This is a genomic window from Paraburkholderia sp. 2C (assembly GCF_054589215.1).
Window position 1 is genome coordinate 12,059 of record NZ_BAAILL010000017.1, and the last position, 19,551, is coordinate 31,609.

Below are 19,551 nucleotides of genomic sequence, written 5' to 3' on the forward strand. Positions count from 1 at the left end.
AGCGGGGACGCCGTGTCGCCTTGTCGTGTCGCCGTGCCGCCGCGCCAACGCGTCCCCGCCCGGCGGCAGTGCAGCTTCGAACAAGACACCCGGCGCGCCGCTTCGCGATACTGCACGCTTCTCAGCTCCTGTTGCCATCGGTGTCATGCTCGCTTCAATCAGTGCGGTCGTATTCGTCGTTCTGTGGTCGACTGGCTTCGTCGTCGCGCGCGCGATCGCGCCATTCGCCGACCCGAATCTGTTCCTGCTTGCGCGCTTCTCGGGCACGGCTCTGCTGTTCGCGTGCGCGGCGCTGATCGGCCGCGCCGCCTGGCCGACCGGCCGCGCGCTCGGCAAACATCTGGTGGCCGGCGCGCTGCTGCAAGGCGTCTATCTCGGCGCCGGCTACTGGGCCATTGCACAAGGCATGTCGGCGGGCGTCATGGCGCTGCTCGGCGCGCTGCAGCCGCTTCTGACCGCGGCCGTCGCCGCGCCGCTCTTCGGCGAACGCCTGTCGCGGCGCGGCTGGAGCGGCATGGCGCTCGGCCTTGCCGGCGTGGCGCTCGTGCTCGAACCGAAACTCGCCGCGGCCGGTTTGCCGGCGCCGCACGGACCGGCGACCGGACAGGCGCCCGGCTGGCTCGTCGTCGCGATCTCGATCGTCGCGGTCGTGGCGATTACCGCGGGCACGCTGTTCCAGAAGACTTCGCTCGCGAGCGCCGACCTGCGCAGCTCGAGCGCCGTGCAGAACTTCGGCGCGGCGCTGGTCGCGGCACTGTTCGCGTTTGCGCTCGGCGAGCATCGCTGGGTTCCGTCGCCGACCTTATGGGTATCGCTCGCGTGGGGCATCGTGATGCTGTCGGGTGTCAGCCTGACGATGCTCGTCTGGCTCGTCCGGCGCGGCGATGCGTCGCGCGCGACGGCGCTGCTGTTTCTCGTGCCGCCGCTTGCGGCCATCGAAGGCTATGTGGGTTTTGGCGAGACGCTCACGCCGGTCCAGATCGCGGGATTTGTCGTGGCGCTGGTCGGGGTGCTGCTCGCGAGATCGAAGTCGTGAACCAACGTGGCGGTCGGCGTTGAATTCACGCGCTGCATGGCTCGCGAGATCGTCGCTTGCAGGTTGCGGCTTGCAGCTTGCGGCTTGCAAACAGCGGCGAAGGCCGCCACGGTTAAACCTGACGCCGGTCTCGATCAATCGGCCGTATCCGCGTCGGCCGGCATCTTCGCGCGCAGCACGGCGCTCGGCGCCGGCGACCATGCCGGCCTTGTCTTGCGCGCCGAATCGACGACGACGATAAAGCGTCCCGCCCACGGCGTAATCTGCCGGTCCGCATGCAGCACCCAAAGCGAGCGTCCCGAATCGATGAGATCCTGGTATTCGGCATCGAGAATGCCGTAGTGATCGAGGAAGCGGTTGAGCGCAGCGGGAATCCGCACGCAGCCCTTCGAATGGCGGATGCCGAGCAGCGGCTCGAGTTTGTCCGGGTCGGTCGCATGCATCTGAAAGCGCATCTGCGAAACGCCGCCCTTGCCCCAGCCACGCTCGGCCTGCGCCCAACCCAAATCGAAGATCCGCAGATCGTGCCGGCCGTAGCCGCGAATGCCGTTCGCGTTCATCGTGCCTTCCGCACGAAAGTCCATGTTGTCAGGCGTGTGTTCGAACACGCCGAGCGGCGTGACGAAATGGTCGTACTGTCCCGGCCGGCCGGTCGCGACCGGCGATGCGCCGATCAGTTGCCAATCGTCGGCCGGTACCGCGCGGAAATAGATAAAGAGCGCCTGCACGTTCGGGTTGCGATCGACGAGCACCACGTACTCGCCCGACAGGTTGCCGAGCGTGTGCGCGTCGAGCGCCGACTCGAGCTGCATGCCGTACACGCGCTGATCGGCAGGAGGAATCTTCAGCCGGCGCGCGACGTCGTGCGCGAACAGATCGCGCATCAGGAGCGCCTGCCGCGGATCGGCGCCGCCGACCGCGTCGCGCGCCGCGACCGCGGACTCGAGCGCGGACCATGCCGACGTTGCACGCGGCAGCGGCGTGCTCGCGGCCAATGCACCGTTCGCCAGTACGCCGTTCGCAAACGCGGCGGCGGCGAATAAGAAGGTCAATCCGACAATAGTCAAACAGCCTCGCAAACCCACCGCACAGGTCGAAACAAATCGGGCGGCAAAGCAGACGGCCCGATTCGCGCGCGCAACATAACCGACGCAATGCATTCGATGAATCGAATCGCGTCCGTTATTACCGCTTCCGGATTCCGGCGTGCGTTTCGCGAGCCGGCAGAACTTATTGTTCTTCATCGCTGTGTACGCAAACCCGCTTGGGCCATGCCGCGCGCCGACCCTCACGGCACACGGAAGACCCGCGTCGAGCACGCCCTTGCAAGTCTTTCGACGACAATAGTTTCACGCGTCGAAAAACCGGAATATGAATATCAGGCATTGAATGGACAAACATCAGTCCAATTTGACCGCGCGTTCCGACCGCTTGTTTCAACCGCTTGTTTCAACCGCTTGTTTCGATCGCTTGTTTCGATCGCTTGATTCGACTTGTTTCGACTGACGCAACGCCGCGACGACAAGAGCAATATCGGCAAATGCACCGCGAATGCGTCAGGCCAATCAAGGCTTCGGACGAACATAATCGGAGACAGGCTGTCCACATTAAACCAGACTCTTCGCATGCCCGCATCCTGCGTGCGCAACTTCCGTACCGAGGAGAACGCCGATGACCACCCATGACGAAAATGCGGTCGCGCGCCAGAAACGCATCGCAGCCGAACTGCATGTCACCGCATCGTTCGATGCCGCACACGAGATCGAGCGGCGCGTCGATTTTCTCGCGCACTATCTGCGCGCGAACGGCCTCGCCACTTACGTGCTCGGCATCAGCGGCGGCGTCGATTCGACCACGGCGGGACGGCTCGCGCAACTGGCCGTCGAACGCTTGCGCGCGGCGAACTACGATGCGCGCTTCGTTGCGATGCGCCTGCCGTATGGCGCGCAGCACGACGAAGCGGACGCGCAGCAATCGCTCGCGTTTATTCGCGCGGACGAAGTAATGACCGTCGACGTGAAGCCCGCCGCCGATGCGATGCTCGCGTCACTCGATGCGAGCGGCTTGCGCTTTGCGAGCCACGAGCAGCAGGATTTCGTGCACGGCAATATCAAGGCGCGCAGCCGGATGATTGCGCAATACGCGGTCGCGAGCGCGCGGCGCGGCGTCGTGATCGGCACAGATCACGCGGCTGAGTCGGTGATGGGCTTCTTTACGAAGTTCGGCGACGGCGGCGCGGACGTGCTCCCGCTCGCGGGCCTTTTCAAGCGGCGTGTGCGCGCCGTCGCGCAGGCGCTGGGTGCAACGGACGCGCTCGCGCACAAGGTGCCGACCGCGGATCTCGAAATGTTGCGCCCGCAACGTCCCGATGAAGACGCGTATGGCATCCGCTACGAGGATATCGACGACTTTCTCGAAGGCAAGCCTGTCAGCGACGCGGTGTATCAGGCCGTGATGCGCTTTTACGAGGCGACGCGTCATAAGCGCGCACTGCCTTACACGCCATTCGACTGGGAAGCGCCCGCGCCTCGCCCGTGAACGCGGCGCACGCGCAGGCGGTGTGTACAGGGGCGGTGTATGCGCGGGCGAAGTCGCTACAAGCGGGGTTCGCTACAAGCGGGGTTCGCTACAGGAAGCTACGAACATCTAACATCTATAAGCGCTTCGGCGGCGGCGCGGGCCTTTCATTGAACGGCGTCACGCTTGCCTGCAATGCCACGCCGCACAGCATTTTGCCGTGCACCTGCTGGGCGATGACGTCGCCGACGTAAGGCACATCCGCGTTCAATTCGACGTTGGCGTAAGCGTTCGACGTACCCTGCTCGTACACGGCGAGGTTCTTCGCGTAGTGGCCGAGTTCGTGCTGGAGAAACTCGCGTACATCCTGCTCGGAGCAGGTCTCGGGAATATTCCAGACGATCAGGTACATACACACCCCGCGCAACGGAACCCGCGCGGCGATCGCGCCGCGGCCGGGTGCAGGTAAGACGCCGTCATGTCGCACACTCCTCTGAAGTGCCGCCCACTCCCTCCCGCCCGCTTGCCGCATCGACCGCATGGGCATGGCGACAGGCTACGGGCGGAAACCGTCCCGGGATCGCGCCGCGTGCGTCGGGCGGCGCGCAGCCAGCCGCTCAGTCGTTCGCGTCGCCCGACGCTTTGGGCTCGACGTGGTCCGCGCTGACCCACCACGCCATCCGGTCGCGCGGGCCGCGCACGAGCACCGCGGATGGGTCGGCCACGCCGTCGTCCGCGATCTCGCAGACGTCGAGGCCTTCAGGCAGGCGCTTCACCGTGCCGGCTTCCTCGAACAGCGCAAGCCGCTTCGCGGATAGCGGATACAGCTGGCTGTACACATCGTAGCTGATCGCGGCAGGCGCGTCGCCGCGAATGTGCAGAGCGTTGCCAGTGCGGCATTTGAGCGGCGCGGGAGCCGATGCAAATGCGCTGTTCAACATCAGGAAGCCGGATGTCGCGACAATCGCGATCAAACTGAGCTTCAGCTTCGTCATGGGTATTCTCCTGATCCGGACCTGCGCGTCACGAGCCGTCGTCGTCGCTATCGGTCGTCATGCCGACATGACCGTCTTCGCACGGCGCGCGGCGCAAGCGTGCATATTGCGCGGGCCAGTCGCCCGCGATCGCCGCCTGAGCAGCGCTCAGACTCATCTTTCCGGCGCAGACGCAGCGCTTCAACTTCGCGGCCAGCAGTTCCTTGCGGCGCTCGCCACGATGTCCGCCCCAAGGCAGCAGATCGAAGTTGTCGGCCGCATCGGGCGAGCCGCCCAGCACGATCGGCACGCGCCGGTCTAGCGCGTACTCGGTGCTGTCGTCCGCATCGATGCCGCGTTGCGTGAGCAACCGGTTCTTGTGCGCGAGCATCTCGTCGACAGGCGGCGAAACGGTATCTGCGTAACCGGGTTTGCAGATGGTGTCCGCCACCGACTGCTGCGTGACGCGCTCGTCGAGCATCGACGCGTCTTGCGCGCGGGCGGCGCGCCCGTACAGCACCGCCGAGAGGCACAGCGCGGCGATGGCCGCGCCGCGTGCGCGCCGCGCGACCCGCGCAGTGCGGCGCACATGGGCCGCGGCGGGTTGATCGGTTGACTCGATACGACTACTGATGCGGTGCGCGTTGCCGCGCCTGTCTGCATTGCCTTCGTTCATTGGTCAGCGCGCCGTCGATCGGCACGGATGGGTCAATTCGCAGGCCAATTAAAACATACTCGACGACCCTGTTGCGAATTCGCCGGCTTCGAAGGCCTCGATTGCACGCTTGCCTGCGACTGAAACGATTGCGTCCGCAACCTTTCATGACGACGCACGACCGCATGATTACACCGGCTTCTCCGTTCTCTCGAGGCTGCGTGCCTGCAATGCGCGAATGCGGCCCAGCGCGGCCGTGTTGCCGACCGCCGACCCGTACATCTGCGCGAGGTCATGCTTGAGCGCCGTACGCGATGCCCCGTCGAGATAGACCATATGCCCGGACGGATAAAAGCGCGCGGACAGATTCTCGCGCACCTGCTGGCTCACGAGCGGCATGCGCTGCAAGTCGATGATCGTTTGATAGAACGGCGTGACGAAGTCGTAAAACCCGTTCGCGGACAGCACCTTCAGGTCGACGTTGAGCGCCATCACCGCGGCGAGATCGCCGGCGGTGTAGAGCACCACATTGCCTTTGTCGTCGACGCCCTTCTGCGCGCCCGTCGGATCGATATGCCCGAAGTCCCAGTTCTGGAACGCCTGATCGTTGAGATCGGTGAACGCGGAATTCGAGGTGAACTTCAACTGCTCGTTCAGGTACGTGTTCCACATCGTTGTGTAGACACCGGTAACCGCCGTCATGGTCGGATCGTTGCCGCCCGAGTTCGGATCGATCTGTCCGGCAATGCCGGTTTCGATCGCGGTGACGCGGCCATCGTACGCACCGAGCGCGAGCCCTTTCGATTTGAGCAGTGTGGTGAGGAACAGCGAATTGCCGCGGCTATCGTAGGCCGCGATATCGAGGCTCCATGCGAGCAGCGTCGTTTTGTCGATACCGGTGTACTCGCTCAGCTTTTCGACGGTCGCATCGTCGGTGGTCGGGAATTTGCGGAGCGCCGCGAGGTAGTCGGTGCGCGCAAATTGCGCGACCTCTTCGACGAATGTGCCGAGATCGGTCGGTCTCGGCGCGACGCCAAGCTTCTTGTGAAACCACGCGTCCGCCGCGGCAGTGGGCAGCGCGCCGACCGGATTGCCCGCTTGCGTGTAGTCGAGAATCGACGACTGCAGCGTTACGCCGTTCAGATCGACACCGTCTTCGTGCAGCCGGTACGCCAGCACGCAGCTGCGCGCGGTACCGTACGATTCGCCGAACAGAAACTTCGGCGAATTCCAGCGGTTGTTCTTCGTCAGATAGCGCTTGATGAACTGCTTGATCGAGTCCGCATCCTGGTCGACGCCCCAGAAATCGCGATTTTTGTGTGGCGCGACGGCGGCCGAGTAACCGGTGCCGACCGGATTGATAAAGATCAGGTCGCTCGTGTCGATCAGGCTGTCGGGGTTGTCCTCCATCTGATACGGCGCGGGCGGCGTGAAGTTCGGCATCGACGTCTTGATGCGCCGCGGCGCGAACGAGCCGAGCAGCACGAAGACCGACGACGAGCCCGGCCCGCCGTTATAGAAAAATGTGAGCGGGCGCGTTTCCTCTTTCTGGCCGTCCTGCGTGAACGCGACGTAGAACATCTTCGCGTTTGGCTGCGAACTGCTCGGGTCGACCGTCACCAGATGACCGGCCGTTGCCGTGTAGTTGATCTTCTTGCCGCCGATGGTGATCGAGTGCCGCGTGATGGCGGCGTTCTCGCTCGAGTCGCTGACTGAATCGTCGGGCCCGTTGCCGTACGCGACGGGATCGAAAAACGGCTGGTCGCCCGCGCGATGCGGTGTGCTCTCACCCGCCGTCGCAGACGACGCGCCGGAAGGAGGAGACGACTGCAGACCGCCGGAAGCCGATTCGTTGTTTGCCATGATCGCTCCATAGAATGCGTTACCGTCAGATACACACCGCGTGCGCCGCGAGCCGAGCCTAAAGCGCCGCTGCCACCTTCGCCCCGTCGGGACTGCCGAGACCGGTGCAGGCGTCCCACCCCGACACGGCCGCATAACTGCCGTTGTTGCCTTGCGTGATGTCGTTGCACACGCGTGCGGCCTTGTAGAGCTTCGCGTTGACAAAGCCCGCCGGCTGCCCTTTCGCCGCATTGATGCGCGCGATCAGCGCGGCCCACAAAGGCGCCACCGCGCTCGTGCCGCCGACCACCGTGTTCTGCCCGCCGATCAGCACGTCGTAGCCGGTCGCGGGCGATGCATCGGCCGCGACATCGGGCACGCCGCGCCGCGCGAGCGGCGTCTTGCCGCCGTGCGCGCCGGCCGCCGACAAACCCTCCTGCCATGCCGGAACCGCAAACGTCGCACTGACGCCGCCGCCGCTCGCACCGCCGTTCGCCCCATCGTTCCAGACAACCTCGCGTGAAATGCTCTGGCCCGACACTTCGACGCTCGTGCCGCCGCACGCAAGCACATACGGACTCGAGGCCGGGAAATCGACGTGGTCGCGCCCGTCGCCGACGCCGTCGCCCGAGCCGCTATCGCCCGATGCCGCGCAGACCGTCACGCCGATTGCCGCGGCCGATTGCAGCACGTCGTTGAACGCCTGCATCGACTGCTCGGTCCACGTCGACTCCGGCGCGCCCCAGCTGATCGACACGACCGACGGCTTGTGCGTGGTGTCGTGCACCGCACGGCTTACCGCATCGATAAAGCCCGCATCGCTGTTCGGCGAGAAGTACACGGCGAGCGTCGCGCCCGGTGCGATCGCCCCGGCGATCTCGATATCGAGCGTCACTTCACCGTCCGGGCCGTTCGGGTCGCCAGTCGGATGGTTGCCCGCCTGGTCGACACCGACCGGCACAACTTTCGGCGACTTTACGCCGAGGCTGGAAAAGTACGCGTTGAGGTCCGATGTGCGATAGCCGCCGCCAAGCTCGACGATGCCGATGCATTCGCCGCCGCCGTCGCCTTGCGGAAAGCGGTACAGCGACGCGAGCTGCAACGGCGTGAACGACACCGCGGGCTCCGCGCGTGCGGGCCTGAACGGCGGCCTGATGCGAAAGTGCGGCCGCGCCTGCGGACGGTTGTCGAGGCCAAGCACCGCGGTCACGACGCCGTGCAAGTCGTCCGGCACGCTGATTGCGCCGGTGCGCCCGCGATAGAGGCCGATCGCCTGATGCTCGTAATGCTGCAGTTCGACGTCGAATGCGCGCTGGAACTGTGCGACGGTGCCGCCTAGAACGACGGTACGCGCGGCCGCATCTACACGCACCACATCGAGGCCATGCTGCGCGGCAAACGCCTTCAGCTTCGCGATGTCCGCCGGCGACGCGCCGAAGCGCTTTTCCAGTTCGTCGCGCGAGATCGGCGTGGCGCCCGGTGCGCCCGACGCGATACTGCGCACCAGTTGTTCGAATTGCTGTTCGTCCTGGCGGCGCAGCATGACGACTGCTTCGATTCTTTCCGCCGGATCGCATTGGCCGACGACCTTCGATCCTTCCGTTACGGCCCGCTCGCTGCCCGGCAATGGATGCTTGCCCATAGTGTCGCTCTCCTCCATGCGCGGCTCGTGACCGCGCGTTGCAGATGGCCGGCACGCACGGCGCCGCGCGGTATGCCGCGCCGCCCGCTGCCGCATTCGTTTCAGAGATCACGCTGTTCTGTCCGACAAAACCATTCGAACACAGTTCCGGGGTGCATAACAATCGGCCGAATGGCCTACTGTCGGCACTGCGTCACAAGGGTTATGATGCTGCCGCGATGCACCGCCGAAGCGCGCCGCCATCGCCGCATACGCAATGGATGAAGCATCGGTGTTGCACGCCAGAGAAATCCACGGAGAAGTCTTATGACCACCATTTCGATGTATCAGGCATCAGTGCCTGTGCTGATTCGCGGCCTCAACAATCTGCTGGCCATTCTTGGCAAGGGCCAGGCGCATGCGGCTGAAAAGCAGCTCGACCCGTCGGTGCTGCCGGGCTCGCGTCTCTTTCCGGACATGCTGCCGCTCGCACGCCAGGTGCATATCGCAACCGATGGCGCAAAAGGCTGCGCGGCGCGTCTCGCCGGCGTCGAGCCGCCGAAGTACGACGACGTCGAAGTATCGTTCGACGAACTCGCCGCCCGTATCGAGAAAACGATCGCGTATCTGAAGGAGTTCAAGCCCGAGCAGATCGACGGCAGCGAAGCGCGGCCGATCTCGCTGAAAATGCGCAGTGGCCCGGTCGAATTTACGGGCATCAATTTTCTGTTCGGGTTCGTGCTGCCCAACTTCTACTTCCATGTGACGACGGCTTACAACATCCTGCGTCACAACGGCGTCGAACTGGGCAAGATGGACTATCTCGGCAAGCCGAATAGCTGAGCGTTGATCCGGCCGCGCGCGGCGGTCGTGGCGAGGCGCCGCGCGAGCGAGCCGAGTGCGCGCCGTGCCTCGCCCCTCTGCGAACCCAATCAACCCACACGTCAACCGCGCGGCTGGAACGCGATCACACTCATGCCGGCCAGCGTCAACGCGGCGCCGGCAAAATCCCAGATAGTCGGCCGCATCTGCTCGACCGCCCAGAGCCAGAGAATCGCAACCGCGACATACACGCCACCATAGGCCGCATAGACGCGGCCCGCTGCCGCACCGTGAAACGTCAGCAGCCAGGCGAACAGCGCGAGACTCAGCGCGCCGGGTACGAGCAGCCATGCGGAGCCGCCGTCCTTGAGCCAACGCCAGGGCAAGTAGCAGCCGAGAATTTCCGCGAGCGCGGTCACGATATAGAGCAGCAGGGTCTTCATAGAAAAAAGGGGATTGAAAAACCGCACCGCGATCAGGGTTGACACCGCGGCATTGGTGCGCAAATGACGACACCGCAAGCCGCAACGCATGGCGTAGCAAGCGCGCTGCCCCGGCAGTCTATCGTCTTTATTAAGACAATCACTTTGCCGCGCGCAGCGATGCCATGCGACAGTCTGCGCAGTCCGTTTTCCGTGAACGGTTTTCTACCGCCCTTTTTCGCACCCGTCCATGAGCGTCAAATCACCGTGCATCGACATCTGCAAGTTCGACGGCAAGACCGGCTATTGCGTCGGTTGCCTGCGCACACGCGACGAATGCAAGACCTGGAAGAAGATGAAGGACAAGCATCGCCATAAGATCATCGAAGAAAAATCGAAGCGTATGGCGATGCTAAAAAAGTAAGCACGCTCGAAGCAGTCGTGCACGCTCAGTCGAGCGACAGGCGCAGCGCGAAGCCGATCAGCGCAGCCGAGAACGTCCAGCGCTGCACCGTTTGCGCGAGCGGATGCGCGCGCACCCATGTCGAGATGCGCGCGGCGCCGATCGTATAGACAGCGTCGAAGGTCGCGCACACGACGACCAGCACCACGCCCAGCTCAATCACCTGTGACCAGATCGGCCCGGCTTCCGGGCGCACGAACTGTGGAAGCAGCACCGAACAGAACAGCAGCGCTTTCGGGTTCAGCAGATTAGTGAAAAGGCCCTTTACGTAGGCCGTCCGCAGGCTTTGACGCGCCATCAGGCGCCCGTCCCCGTCAGGCAGCGCAAACACCGGCGAGCGAAAAACCTGTACGGCCACCCAAGCCAGATAAACGGCGCCGCCGTAACGCACCCCCTCATAAAGCCACGGCGCATTGCGCAACAGCGCGGCGACGCCGCACGCGGACAGCGTGACATGCAGCGCGCGAGCGGTCGCCAGGCCACATGCAACACCGAAGCCGTGGCGTGTGCCGCGCGCGATCGTCGTTTGCAGCACGAGCGCCATGTCCGGTCCCGGCAGCGCACAGACGACGGCGAGCGCCGCGATAAACAGAACGAGCAGATGAGCGGAAATCATGTCGGCCTTCCATCTTGAAGTTGCGGTATCGATGGCCTTCATGTTGCACGCGGTGCGCGAGGGAATACTGGCGTTTTTCAACGATCATTACTCCAACACTGGAGCTTTACCCTAAAATACTCCTATTCCTTGGCTGATTCCATCATCATGAACGACAACCTCGACAAAATGGACCGCGCGTTGCTCGCCGCGCTGCAGACCGATGGCCGCATGTCGAACGCGAAGCTCGCCGAAACCATCGGCTTGAGCGAAACGCCATGCGCGCGCCGTCTCAAGCGCCTCGAAAACGACGGCTTCATCGAGCGCTATCGCGCGGTGTTGTCGCGCCGGGCGTTGGGTCTCGGCGTTTTTGCGTTCGTCTATGTGCGCTTTGCGGTGCATGACAACACGCTCGCGAACCGCTTCGAGCGCGAGGTCCAGGCCATACCGCGCATCCTGTCGTGCCACAACGTGTCGGGAACCGCCGACTATGTGATGCAGGTGGTCGCGCGCGATCTCGACGACTACGGCACATTCATGCGCGACCAGGTGCGCACGCTGCCGGGCGTGACATCGATCGAATCCGCGCTGTCGCTGCGAGAGGTGAAGTCGCCCGGCGCGTTGCCGCTGTTGTGATCCGCGCCGGCACGAGGCAGAACTTTGATCGGACGCAACACGGCTGGCATAGTGAACTCCGCGCCGCGCCCCCGACATCTGGCCGCAGCCCATCAAACCATAGCGCATCAGGAGCACCCACCCATCATGAACCCCGAACAGGCACGAGCCGAAGAAACGCGCGCCATGGAGCGCGTGGTCGCCGCCACACAGCAGGTGCAAACGGCTTTCGCGGCCTTGCAGTCGCAATTCCCGCCGGCCGGCAGCGGCCGTCCGTCGCAGATCGCGTTGCAGACTTTCGATGCCGCGCTGCAAGAACTCGAAGACGCGCAAGCCGCCTTCGACGAAATGCTTGGCGAATTGCTTGACGGCAACCGTTGAGCCGATAGGCTGCGGGCTTCCCTGCCAGTCGTAGACGGATGCGCGCGCGGCGAGTCCGCGCGCCGCGAAGGCGCAAGGTGCGACAGACAGTTAGTTGCATTCCAAACGTCCTCAACGAAGCTTCTGGAGCCATTCCCGGCGGAATCAAGTCCAACCCCTACCCCAGAATGGCTTTCAAACGTATCGTCAAATTCCGATATAAGATTCGGCACCTGACGATGCAATTGCGTTGCACTGACAACCGGCTCTCCTCAATAACGGGAGCCCGTTGGCTCCGACGGTTAGCTCGATGAACCTGAAGCAGTCCCGATGACGATCGATATCGACGCGATCCACAAAGCGCTCGCGAACCCCGTGCGCCGCGAGATTCTCGCGAAGCTGCGCGACCCCGAACGGCACTTCCCCAACCAGGAGATGCCGCACGAGTACGGTGTGTGCGCGGGAAAAATCGACGAATGCTGCGGCCTCTCGCAGTCGACGGTTTCCGCACACCTCGCCGCCCTCCAGCGCGCGGGGCTCATCACGTCGAAGCGGGTCGGCCAATGGATCTTCTTCAAGCGCAACGAGGAAGTCATCAAGGCGTTCGTCGAGCAGATGAACACCGGCCTCTGATTTCAGACGCACGCATGCGCAACGACAGCGCTCTACCCATAGCCACGGGCTTGCGCCCACAAGACAAAGGTGAACCCCTCATGCCGACTCTTTTCGATCCGCTCAAGATTGGCGACCTCACGCTCCGGAACCGCATCATCATGGCGCCGCTCACGCGGCAACGCGCCGGCGATATCCGCGTGCCGAACGCGCTGATGGCGCAGTACTACGCTGAGCGCGCATCCGCCGGGCTGATCCTGTCCGAAGCGACTTCCGTCACGCCGCAAGGCGTCGGTTACGCGGACACGCCGGGCATCTGGTCCGACGAGCAGACCGAAGGCTGGAAGCTCGTGACCGACGCCGTGCACAAGGCCGGCGGCCTGATTTTCCTGCAGTTGTGGCACGTGGGCCGCGTGTCGGACCCGCACTTCCTGAACGGTGATCTGCCGGTCGCGCCGAGCGCGATCGCGGCGCAAGGCCATGTGAGCCTGCTGCGTCCGCAGCGCCCGTTCGTGACGCCGCGCGCGCTCGACCTCTCCGAGATTCCGGGCATCGTGGCCGCCTATCGCAAAGGCGCGGAAAACGCGAAGAAGGCCGGCTTCGACGGCGTGCAGGTGCACGGCGCGAACGGCTATCTGCTCGACCAGTTCCTGCAGGACAGCACGAACAAGCGCACCGACGCGTACGGCGGCCCGATCGAGAACCGCGCGCGGCTGATGCTCGAAGTGGTCGACGCATGCATCGACGTCTGGGGCGCCGACCGTGTCGGCATGCACCTCGCGCCGCGCGGCGACTCCCATACGATGGGCGACTCGAACCCGGTCGCGACCTTCGGCTATGTGGCGCGCGAGCTCGGCAAGCGCAAGATCGCGTTTATCGCGGCACGCGAAGCGCTCGGCGACGACCGCATCGGACCGAAACTGAAAGACGCTTTCGGCGGCCCGTATATCGCCAACGAAAAGTTCACGAAGGAAACCGCGCAACAGGTGCTCGACGCCGGTGAAGCCGACGCGATCGCATGGGGCAAGCTGTTCATCGCGAACCCGGATCTGCCGCGCCGCTTCGAACTGAACGCGCCGCTGAACGAGCCGGATGCCTCGACGTTCTATGCGGAAGGCCCGAAGGGTTACACGGACTATCCGCCGCTCGAAGCAGCGTAAAGGCAGGAGCAGCAGTAGCGGAAACAACCGCGCGGCCAGCGCGCGGCACAAAACAAGGCACGCCCGGACTCGTTCCGGGCGTGCCTTTTTGTCTTCATCAATCCGGATTAGGCGGATATACGGGCGCGCGATTCTGAAAATAGATGCCGTGCGGCGAGCGCCCGACGGCAATCGTCGAAACGAGCTTATGCGCGGGCAGATCGATCACGCCGACGTGCCGCGAGAAGCGGAACGTCACCCACAGAAAGCGCCGGTCCGCCGACAGTTCCATATCGTCGGGCCCTGGCATCAGGTTGTCGATTTCGCCGACGTTCTGCAGCGTCGTGTAGTCGAGAATGCTGATCGTGTTGGCCACGCGATTGGTCACCGCAACGTGATGGCCGTCGTCGAGATTGCGGAAGTTGTGCGCGCCCCGCCCCGTATGAATCCGCTTCGTGACCGCATGCGCATGCGGGTCCACCACCACGACATCGTCTTCGCCGGTCATGCCGACGAGCAGAGCGCGATCGCCGGGCGTCATCCACAACCCCGCGGGATCGCGTCCGACCGGAATCTTCCAGTCGACCGACTGCGTGGCCAGATCGATCGCCGCGAGTTCGCCCGAGTCCTGCAACGTCACATAGACGGTGCGCGCGTCCGATGAGAACGTCATATGGCTCGGCGTCTTCGCGAGCGCGATGCGCTTCGCGAGCGTCAGGTTCCGGCCGTCGAAGCGGTAGATGTCGACGCGATCGAGCCTCAGCGCGGCGGTGACGAACCAGCGATGATCGGGCGAAAAGCCGAGCTGATACGGGTCTTCGATATCCTGCAGCACGCGTTGCACGGCGGCGTTCGCGGGATCGACGAACATCAGGCTGTTCGACACCGAGTTCGCGACGATCAGCGACTTCTGATCGGGCGTAATCATCAGATGATGCGGCTCTTTTCCGGTGTTCTCGGTGGCGAGCACCTGACGTGTCGCTTCATCGATCAGCGACAGTTGCGCTTCGCCCGAGTCGAGCACGATGACTCTATCGGGACCCGCTTGCGGGTTCGCTTGCGGGTTCGCTTGCGATGCGGGTTGCGGATGCTGTATCGCATAGGCGGCGCCGGCGAACACCGCCATGCCGAGCACAGCGATGCGTGTGACGAATATCTTCAATTGGAGGGGGGTAAAAAGTTAAACGCGCGGGGGCAAACACGTCACTATGCGCGAGCGCCAACCCCGCTGCCAAGCCCCGTTACACTGATGTCCTTTGCCTGACGAGGCCTTGCGCCAGCTTTCATTCAGAGACACGCCGATGGATCCCCTGCATCTTCTGCAAATCGCGCTTCACTTCGACCAGCACCTGCCGTCGCTGATCGCGCAATACGGCACTGCCGTGTACGCGATGCTGTTCGCGATCGTGTTTGTCGAGATCGGCTTTCTGCCGCTGTTCTTCCTGCCAGGCGATCCGCTGATTTTCATTTGCGGTGCGTTTGCCGCGACCGGCGCGCTCGATCTGCGGCTCGTCGTGCCGGTGCTGTTCGCGGCGACGGTGGCGGGCAGCATCGTCTGCTATCTGCTTGGGCGCATGCTCGGCGAAAAGGTCTACAGCGCCGGCTATCGATGGCTCGACCGCAACGCGCTGCGCAGTGCGCATGCGTTCTACGAGGCACGCGGCGGCTACACGTTCCTGTTGTCGCCCTTCATCGCGGTGGTGCGCACATTCGCACCGTTCGTCGCCGGCGTCGCGCGGATGACGTTTGCGCGTTTCGCGTCGTTCGTGGTTGCCGGCGCGGCATTGTGGATCGTGTCGCTCGTCGCGGGCGGCTATCTGTTCGGCAATGTGCCGCTCGTGCGCGACCATATGAGTTCGATCGTGCTGCTCGGCATCGGGCTTGGCGTCGGGTCGCTGCTGGTGGGCGCACTGTGGCGTCGTGTAAGCGCGTACCGACGCGGATAAAAGGCGGACCACCGCGCGCATCCGCCCAGACAGTGCACCGCTATAATGAACCGCCCCATAAACTGACTTACCGCCGCGAACACGCGCGCAAGCAAGAGCACGAGCACGAGCAGGAGCCCAATCCCGCAAACGCGTACCGCAATCCGATGCAGTCCAACGCACACTGACGGTCATAAAGAACGATCAACCGGAGACTTCCCGATGGCTTTGTCTGGTCTGCTTGTCTTTGCCCTGGCGCTCGTGGTCGCCGCCGGTTCGCCGGGGCCGAGCATCGCCGCGCTGATCGCCCGCGTGATGACCAACGGGTTGCGCGACGTGCTGCCGTTTCTCGCCGCGATGTGGCTAGGCGAAGCGCTGTGGCTCGGTGGTGCGGTCGCCGGTCTCGTCGCACTCGCGCACACCTTCGCGGCCGTGTTCGCCGCGCTGAAAATCGCCGGCGTCGCGTACCTGCTCTACCTCGCCTGGAAAATGTGGCGCGCGCCGACCGAGGTGCGCGCAAACCCGTTGCCCGCGCATCGATCGCCGTGGCGCATGTTCGGCGCGGGCCTCGCGGTCACGCTCGGCAATCCGAAAATCATGATCTTCTATCTCGCGCTGCTGCCCACGCTCGTCGATCTGTCGCAGGTCCGCGCACTCGCCTGGCTCGAGCTGACGCTGACCATGCTCGTCGTATTGAGCGCGGTCGATCTCGGCTGGGCGCTCGTCGCCGCGCGCGCCCGTAAGCTGCTGACGAGCCGGCGCGCCGTGCGCATCGCGAACCGCGCGAGCGCGACGATGATGGCGGGCGCCGCCGCGGCCATCGCCGCGCGCTAAGCGACGCACACCCGCCCCCCTGCGCCGATGAATCCGCTCATCAACACCTACGCAGAACTCTCGCGCTCGGCAATCGTTTCGCTCGGGCGCGAACTCGCCGCATGGAAGCCATCGACGGAGCGCGCGCTGTTCGGCGCTCAAACTGTGCTGTCGGTCGTGCTCGCCGTTGCGGTCGCGCATGCGCTGCACCTGGAGAACACCTGGTGGGCCGCGATCAGCGGCTTCGCGGTCATGCAGACGAGCTTCAAGGGCAGCATCGAGCGTTCCACGTACCGGATACTCGGTACATTGCTGGGCGCGCTCGTGGGCACCGTCGTCGGCCCGTTGATCGGCGACCGGCCGTGGCTCTTCATTCCGATGATCGGCGCGATCGGCGGCTTTTGCGTTTACTCCGGCAACGGCGCGGTCGCTTCCTATGCGTGGGTGCTCGGCGGCATCACGTCCCTGCTGGTCACGTACGAGGCGCACATCCTCGGCTCGATGGAGAAGACCGCGTCGTTCGCGGTGCTGCGCGTCGCGGAGGTGCTCGTCGGCACGCTGTCGTGCGTGGTCGTAGCGGTACTCTTCCACGTCGTGATCGAGTGGCATCGGCGCAGACAGCACGGCGACGCGCCGCCCTCGCCCGCCGCTGCCGCCGCGCCGCCTTTGCGCGATCTTCGTGCCGCGCGGATGCTGCTCGGTCTGCAATCGGGGCTGTCCATCGCGATCATCGCCGCGCTCACCTACACGTTGAACCTGCCGGGCTTCGCACAGGCGCTCGTGACCACGGTCGCCGTCATGGTGCTGCCCGCCGCGTCGCTCACGAGCCGCGATCAGAAACCGGTCGTGCAAAAGATGGTGCAGCGCGTGACCGGATGTCTGCTTGCCGGCGCGCTCGGCATTGCGCTGCTGCCGCTCATGAACGGCAAGGAAATTCCGTGCCTCATCGCGCTGTCGTGCGGCGTGTGGGTCGGCTGCCACGTGCAGAGCGGCAGCGCGGGCGCGAGCTACGTCGGCCGGCAGTTCACCATCGCGTTCATCATGGTATTCGTGCAGGACCATCAGTGGTCGGCGGACCCGCTGCCGGCGCTGATGCGGCTAGAAGGCATTCTGATCGGCATCGTCACGCTCGCCGCCGTGATGTTCGCGACGGCGAACCTGCCGTTTCTGCCGTCCGCGGACGAGGCGAGCCCGTAGCAGCGAACGCTGTGCACGCGGCGCGGCGGCGGCGGTGGGCCCGCCTGGCCTCGACGCGCGCCGCGCATCCGCACTCGATATCTCCTACTTCCCTTCGTTCTTGCGTGCCTCTTCCGCGGCGGCCTTGTAGTCGTAAGTGGGATAGAACTCGGTCCGGTATCCGCCCCACGCGGTTTCCTCGAGCACCCGGTTCACCTCGCGCAGCCGGTTTGCCGGCACACGCAGCGTCACGACCTGACCGACGCCCATCATCACGTACCACGACACGACTTCGATGCCCGGCGGCGGAAACGCCTTGTAGAACCCCTGCTTCGCGAGCGCCTTGTTGATCTCGGGCAGCGTCTTCGACTGGTCGTGCTTGAGGAAAACGGTCAGCAGGAAGGTGCCGTCGCCGGCCGGCGTCGCAGCGGGCGCGCCGCCCGGCGCGGTTTGCGCGAACGCGGGCGCCGCGCTTGCAACCGCAGCCAGCAGACCGAGCGTCGCGATCAGCTTTCGAACTGGGTACATCGACTTCTCCTGGAAACGTGGATGGGGGGTTGCAGCAGCGGTCTTTATACCGGAATCGCGCGTGCGTTGCCGCCCCGTTTAATCACGTTTCAGGAAAGCAGAAGCCGAAGTCTTCGCAGCCGGGGCATCCAGGCGCGGGCCCCGGCGTGCGGCCTTTTTCGAGCGCGACCTGCTCCGCGAGAAAACGCTTCCAGCGCAGATTGTCGACGTTGCGCGCAACAAGCTTCGGATAGTGGCGCGTCATGATGTCGGTGACATCGTCGCGGCCATCGAGACCGAGATCGCGCCACAGGTGATCGCCGCGCAGGCACGCGGTCGAGATGATCGTCGCGAGGCACCATGCGTCGATCGCGCTCGCGACCGGCGGCCGTTCATGGCGCAGCAGCAACTTGCGCAGGTCTTCGACGAATGGCTGATGCTGCGTCGCGTCGGGATGTTCGGGGAAGGCTTCGAGCGGCATGGCGCCAGTCTGCACGGCGTTGGGAAAATGGCGCGCGGTCAGCGCACCGAGCGTGTCGCGCGGCACCCCGACCTCTCGCATCTCGCCGCTTGCGAGCTTCGCGCCGATCAGCCGTGCGAACATGAGCGTATCGGCTCGCGCGCGATTGACCGCGTGATCGAGCAGGCTTTGTACGCACGCGTCGCGCGGCGAAGGCGCGTCATCGTTTGGCAAGGTCATTGTCGCCACACCTCGCATTTCCCCGCAGTTTTTTCAGGGTCCGGCAACCGGCGTCGCCGATGACGGCTCCGCGTATACCGCGCCTCGACTCGTCAGCACAATACGCCGAAAACGCAGGCTCAGCGACTCCTGTGGCAAAAATGCGCCGGCCGATGCGCCGATTCGCAAACACGGGTGCGCAGCGCGCCATGCGCATTAAATAATTGCAAGCCAGCGTCGATAACCAGTAAAGGAGTCATCTACCGCAGACACTGCCATGCCGAGCTCGTATAACCTTGCACTCGTCGCGTTGTCGATCGTTGTCGCGACACTCGCGTCCTACACGGCACTGGACCTCGCGGACCGTATCACGCTGCAGGCGGTGCCGCGCCAGCGCCGCGCCTGGCTCGCGGGCGGCGCGGCCGCGATGGGCATCGGCATCTGGTCGATGCACTTCATCGGCATGCTCGCGTTTTCGCTGCCGATCCCGCTCGGCTACGATCTGCCGATCACCGGCGCCTCGCTCGCGATCGCCTTCGTGGTGTCCTACTTCGCACTCGCGGCCGTCACGCGGCGCACGCTGTCGCGCCGGCGGCTCATGGCGGGCGGCGTGCTGATGGGCATCGGCATCGCCGGCATGCATTACACGGGCATGGCCGCGCTGCGCATGGAACCGGGCATCCGCTATCACCGCGAGCTGTTCGCCGCCTCGCTTGCGATTGCCGTCGCGGCGTCGATCGCCGCGCTGTGGATCGCGCACACGCTGCGCGATCCACAG

23 protein-coding genes are annotated in these 19,551 nt (G+C 64.6%); 12 read left to right on the forward strand and 11 right to left on the reverse strand.

The features are described from left to right. The first annotated feature begins 145 nt into the window (after positions 1-145). Positions 146-1,036, forward strand: coding sequence for a DMT family transporter (locus tag ACYPXD_RS04625; RefSeq protein ID WP_459708001.1), 891 nt, complete (start codon positions 146-148; stop codon positions 1,034-1,036). A 134-nt stretch (positions 1,037-1,170) separates the two neighbouring features. Here the strand turns inward: ACYPXD_RS04625 and ACYPXD_RS04630 are convergent, their stop codons facing one another. Further along, a complete protein-coding gene (locus ACYPXD_RS04630; protein ID WP_459708429.1) occupies positions 1,171-2,196 on the reverse strand; it encodes a L,D-transpeptidase in 1,026 nt (341 codons plus the stop codon). Between the two features lie 511 nt (positions 2,197-2,707). On the opposite strand from ACYPXD_RS04630, the gene nadE reads away from it, so the two are divergent. Further along, positions 2,708-3,574 (forward strand): ammonia-dependent NAD(+) synthetase, encoded by an 867-nt coding sequence (gene nadE, locus ACYPXD_RS04635; RefSeq protein WP_459708003.1) that lies wholly within the window; start codon positions 2,708-2,710, stop codon positions 3,572-3,574. Between the two features lie 115 nt (positions 3,575-3,689). Here nadE and ACYPXD_RS04640 read toward each other — a convergent pair whose 3' ends face one another. From ACYPXD_RS04640 to ACYPXD_RS04660, 5 genes are all read right to left on the reverse strand, one after another. After that, on the reverse strand, positions 3,690-3,965 hold the full coding sequence (locus ACYPXD_RS04640) for an RNA-binding protein (protein WP_459708005.1): 276 nt from the start codon (positions 3,963-3,965) through the stop codon (positions 3,690-3,692). Positions 3,966-4,170: 205 nt separating this feature from the next. Continuing rightward, positions 4,171-4,548, reverse strand: coding sequence for a hypothetical protein (locus ACYPXD_RS04645; RefSeq protein ID WP_459708009.1), 378 nt, complete (start codon positions 4,546-4,548; stop codon positions 4,171-4,173). A 28-nt stretch (positions 4,549-4,576) separates the two neighbouring features. Beyond that, positions 4,577-5,203 (reverse strand): hypothetical protein, encoded by a 627-nt coding sequence (locus tag ACYPXD_RS04650; RefSeq protein WP_459708011.1) that lies wholly within the window; start codon positions 5,201-5,203, stop codon positions 4,577-4,579. Between the two features lie 168 nt (positions 5,204-5,371). Beyond that, positions 5,372-7,045, reverse strand: a complete 1,674-nt coding sequence (locus ACYPXD_RS04655) for a S10 family peptidase (RefSeq protein ID WP_459708013.1) — start codon at positions 7,043-7,045, stop codon at positions 5,372-5,374. Between the two features lie 58 nt (positions 7,046-7,103). Beyond that, complete coding sequence (locus ACYPXD_RS04660; RefSeq protein WP_459708431.1) at positions 7,104-8,666, reverse strand: S53 family peptidase; 1,563 nt, start codon at positions 8,664-8,666, stop codon at positions 7,104-7,106. A gap of 306 nt (positions 8,667-8,972) precedes the next feature. On the opposite strand from ACYPXD_RS04660, the gene ACYPXD_RS04665 reads away from it, so the two are divergent. Beyond that, complete coding sequence (locus tag ACYPXD_RS04665; RefSeq protein WP_459708016.1) at positions 8,973-9,488, forward strand: DUF1993 domain-containing protein; 516 nt, start codon at positions 8,973-8,975, stop codon at positions 9,486-9,488. A 101-nt stretch (positions 9,489-9,589) separates the two neighbouring features. Here ACYPXD_RS04665 and ACYPXD_RS04670 read toward each other — a convergent pair whose 3' ends face one another. After that, entirely contained in the window at positions 9,590-9,910 is a 321-nt protein-coding gene (locus ACYPXD_RS04670) for a YnfA family protein (RefSeq protein WP_459708018.1), read from the reverse strand. Positions 9,911-10,139: 229 nt separating this feature from the next. Here ACYPXD_RS04670 and ACYPXD_RS04675 point away from each other — a divergent pair, with 229 nt between their 5' ends. Next, positions 10,140-10,313, forward strand: coding sequence for a DUF1289 domain-containing protein (locus ACYPXD_RS04675; RefSeq protein WP_459708021.1), 174 nt, complete (start codon positions 10,140-10,142; stop codon positions 10,311-10,313). Between the two features lie 25 nt (positions 10,314-10,338). Here the strand turns inward: ACYPXD_RS04675 and ACYPXD_RS04680 are convergent, their stop codons facing one another. Next, a complete protein-coding gene (locus ACYPXD_RS04680) occupies positions 10,339-10,968 on the reverse strand; it encodes a LysE family translocator (protein WP_459708024.1) in 630 nt (209 codons plus the stop codon). 147 nt (positions 10,969-11,115) lie between these two features. On the opposite strand from ACYPXD_RS04680, the gene ACYPXD_RS04685 reads away from it, so the two are divergent. The 4 genes from ACYPXD_RS04685 (at position 11,116) to ACYPXD_RS04700 (ending at position 13,694) form a co-directional block, all read left to right on the forward strand. Then, a complete protein-coding gene (locus ACYPXD_RS04685) occupies positions 11,116-11,583 on the forward strand; it encodes an Lrp/AsnC family transcriptional regulator (protein WP_459708027.1) in 468 nt (155 codons plus the stop codon). A gap of 126 nt (positions 11,584-11,709) precedes the next feature. After that, positions 11,710-11,943, forward strand: coding sequence for a hypothetical protein (locus tag ACYPXD_RS04690; RefSeq protein WP_459708031.1), 234 nt, complete (start codon positions 11,710-11,712; stop codon positions 11,941-11,943). 309 nt (positions 11,944-12,252) lie between these two features. Then, a complete protein-coding gene (locus ACYPXD_RS04695) occupies positions 12,253-12,555 on the forward strand; it encodes an ArsR/SmtB family transcription factor (RefSeq protein WP_459708034.1) in 303 nt (100 codons plus the stop codon). Between the two features lie 80 nt (positions 12,556-12,635). Then, entirely contained in the window at positions 12,636-13,694 is a 1,059-nt protein-coding gene (locus ACYPXD_RS04700; protein ID WP_459708036.1) for an alkene reductase, read from the forward strand. Between the two features lie 97 nt (positions 13,695-13,791). Here the strand turns inward: ACYPXD_RS04700 and ACYPXD_RS04705 are convergent, their stop codons facing one another. Beyond that, entirely contained in the window at positions 13,792-14,835 is a 1,044-nt protein-coding gene (locus ACYPXD_RS04705; RefSeq protein ID WP_459708038.1) for a YVTN family beta-propeller repeat protein, read from the reverse strand. Between the two features lie 139 nt (positions 14,836-14,974). Between ACYPXD_RS04705 and ACYPXD_RS04710 the strand changes: the two genes are divergently transcribed. The 3 genes from ACYPXD_RS04710 (at position 14,975) to ACYPXD_RS04720 (ending at position 17,608) form a co-directional block, all read left to right on the forward strand. Further along, positions 14,975-15,619: a VTT domain-containing protein gene (locus tag ACYPXD_RS04710; protein WP_459708040.1), complete on the forward strand. Its 645-nt coding sequence runs from the start codon at positions 14,975-14,977 to the stop codon at positions 15,617-15,619. Positions 15,620-15,820: 201 nt separating this feature from the next. Continuing rightward, positions 15,821-16,432 carry a LysE family translocator gene (locus tag ACYPXD_RS04715; protein WP_459708042.1) on the forward strand — a complete coding sequence of 204 codons (612 nt, stop codon included), beginning with the start codon at positions 15,821-15,823 and terminating at the stop codon, positions 16,430-16,432. 27 nt (positions 16,433-16,459) lie between these two features. After that, positions 16,460-17,608, forward strand: coding sequence for an FUSC family protein (locus tag ACYPXD_RS04720; protein WP_459708044.1), 1,149 nt, complete (start codon positions 16,460-16,462; stop codon positions 17,606-17,608). Between the two features lie 84 nt (positions 17,609-17,692). Here ACYPXD_RS04720 and ACYPXD_RS04725 read toward each other — a convergent pair whose 3' ends face one another. Further along, complete coding sequence (locus ACYPXD_RS04725; RefSeq protein ID WP_459708046.1) at positions 17,693-18,115, reverse strand: hypothetical protein; 423 nt, start codon at positions 18,113-18,115, stop codon at positions 17,693-17,695. An 82-nt stretch (positions 18,116-18,197) separates the two neighbouring features. Further along, the gene (locus ACYPXD_RS04730) at positions 18,198-18,794 is read right to left on the reverse strand and encodes a nitrogen fixation protein NifQ (protein WP_459708048.1); all 597 of its coding nucleotides are present in this window, start codon (positions 18,792-18,794) and stop codon (positions 18,198-18,200) included. A gap of 256 nt (positions 18,795-19,050) precedes the next feature. Between ACYPXD_RS04730 and ACYPXD_RS04735 the strand changes: the two genes are divergently transcribed. After that, positions 19,051-19,551, forward strand: a 501-nt coding sequence (locus ACYPXD_RS04735; RefSeq protein ID WP_459708050.1) for an MHYT domain-containing protein, incomplete at its 3' end; no start/stop codon positions are given.

Bases quoted from the DNA above. Each gene is read 5' to 3' on its own strand.
- ACYPXD_RS04690 (WP_459708031.1), top strand. From the start codon at position 11,710: ATGAACCCCGAACAGGCACGAGCCGAAGAAACGCGCGCCATGGAGCGC.
- ACYPXD_RS04720 (WP_459708044.1), top strand. From the start codon at position 16,460: ATGAATCCGCTCATCAACACCTACGCAGAACTCTCGCGCTCGGCAATC.
- ACYPXD_RS04630 (WP_459708429.1), bottom strand. From the start codon at position 2,196: ATGCATTGCGTCGGTTATGTTGCGCGCGCGAATCGGGCCGTCTGCTTT.
- ACYPXD_RS04660 (WP_459708431.1), bottom strand. From the start codon at position 8,666: ATGGGCAAGCATCCATTGCCGGGCAGCGAGCGGGCCGTAACGGAAGGA.
- nadE (WP_459708003.1), top strand. From the start codon at position 2,708: ATGACCACCCATGACGAAAATGCGGTCGCGCGCCAGAAACGCATCGCA.
- ACYPXD_RS04685 (WP_459708027.1), top strand. From the start codon at position 11,116: ATGAACGACAACCTCGACAAAATGGACCGCGCGTTGCTCGCCGCGCTG.
- ACYPXD_RS04625 (WP_459708001.1), top strand. From the start codon at position 146: ATGCTCGCTTCAATCAGTGCGGTCGTATTCGTCGTTCTGTGGTCGACT.
- ACYPXD_RS04640 (WP_459708005.1), bottom strand. From the start codon at position 3,965: ATGTACCTGATCGTCTGGAATATTCCCGAGACCTGCTCCGAGCAGGAT.
- ACYPXD_RS04700 (WP_459708036.1), top strand. From the start codon at position 12,636: ATGCCGACTCTTTTCGATCCGCTCAAGATTGGCGACCTCACGCTCCGG.
- ACYPXD_RS04730 (WP_459708048.1), bottom strand. From the start codon at position 18,794: ATGACCTTGCCAAACGATGACGCGCCTTCGCCGCGCGACGCGTGCGTA.
- ACYPXD_RS04645 (WP_459708009.1), bottom strand. From the start codon at position 4,548: ATGACGAAGCTGAAGCTCAGTTTGATCGCGATTGTCGCGACATCCGGC.
- ACYPXD_RS04655 (WP_459708013.1), bottom strand. From the start codon at position 7,045: ATGGCAAACAACGAATCGGCTTCCGGCGGTCTGCAGTCGTCTCCTCCT.
- ACYPXD_RS04665 (WP_459708016.1), top strand. From the start codon at position 8,973: ATGACCACCATTTCGATGTATCAGGCATCAGTGCCTGTGCTGATTCGC.
- ACYPXD_RS04695 (WP_459708034.1), top strand. From the start codon at position 12,253: ATGACGATCGATATCGACGCGATCCACAAAGCGCTCGCGAACCCCGTG.
- ACYPXD_RS04715 (WP_459708042.1), top strand. From the start codon at position 15,821: ATGGCTTTGTCTGGTCTGCTTGTCTTTGCCCTGGCGCTCGTGGTCGCC.
- ACYPXD_RS04675 (WP_459708021.1), top strand. From the start codon at position 10,140: ATGAGCGTCAAATCACCGTGCATCGACATCTGCAAGTTCGACGGCAAG.
- ACYPXD_RS04710 (WP_459708040.1), top strand. From the start codon at position 14,975: ATGGATCCCCTGCATCTTCTGCAAATCGCGCTTCACTTCGACCAGCAC.
- ACYPXD_RS04680 (WP_459708024.1), bottom strand. From the start codon at position 10,968: ATGATTTCCGCTCATCTGCTCGTTCTGTTTATCGCGGCGCTCGCCGTC.
- ACYPXD_RS04670 (WP_459708018.1), bottom strand. From the start codon at position 9,910: ATGAAGACCCTGCTGCTCTATATCGTGACCGCGCTCGCGGAAATTCTC.
- ACYPXD_RS04725 (WP_459708046.1), bottom strand. From the start codon at position 18,115: ATGTACCCAGTTCGAAAGCTGATCGCGACGCTCGGTCTGCTGGCTGCG.
- ACYPXD_RS04650 (WP_459708011.1), bottom strand. From the start codon at position 5,203: ATGAACGAAGGCAATGCAGACAGGCGCGGCAACGCGCACCGCATCAGT.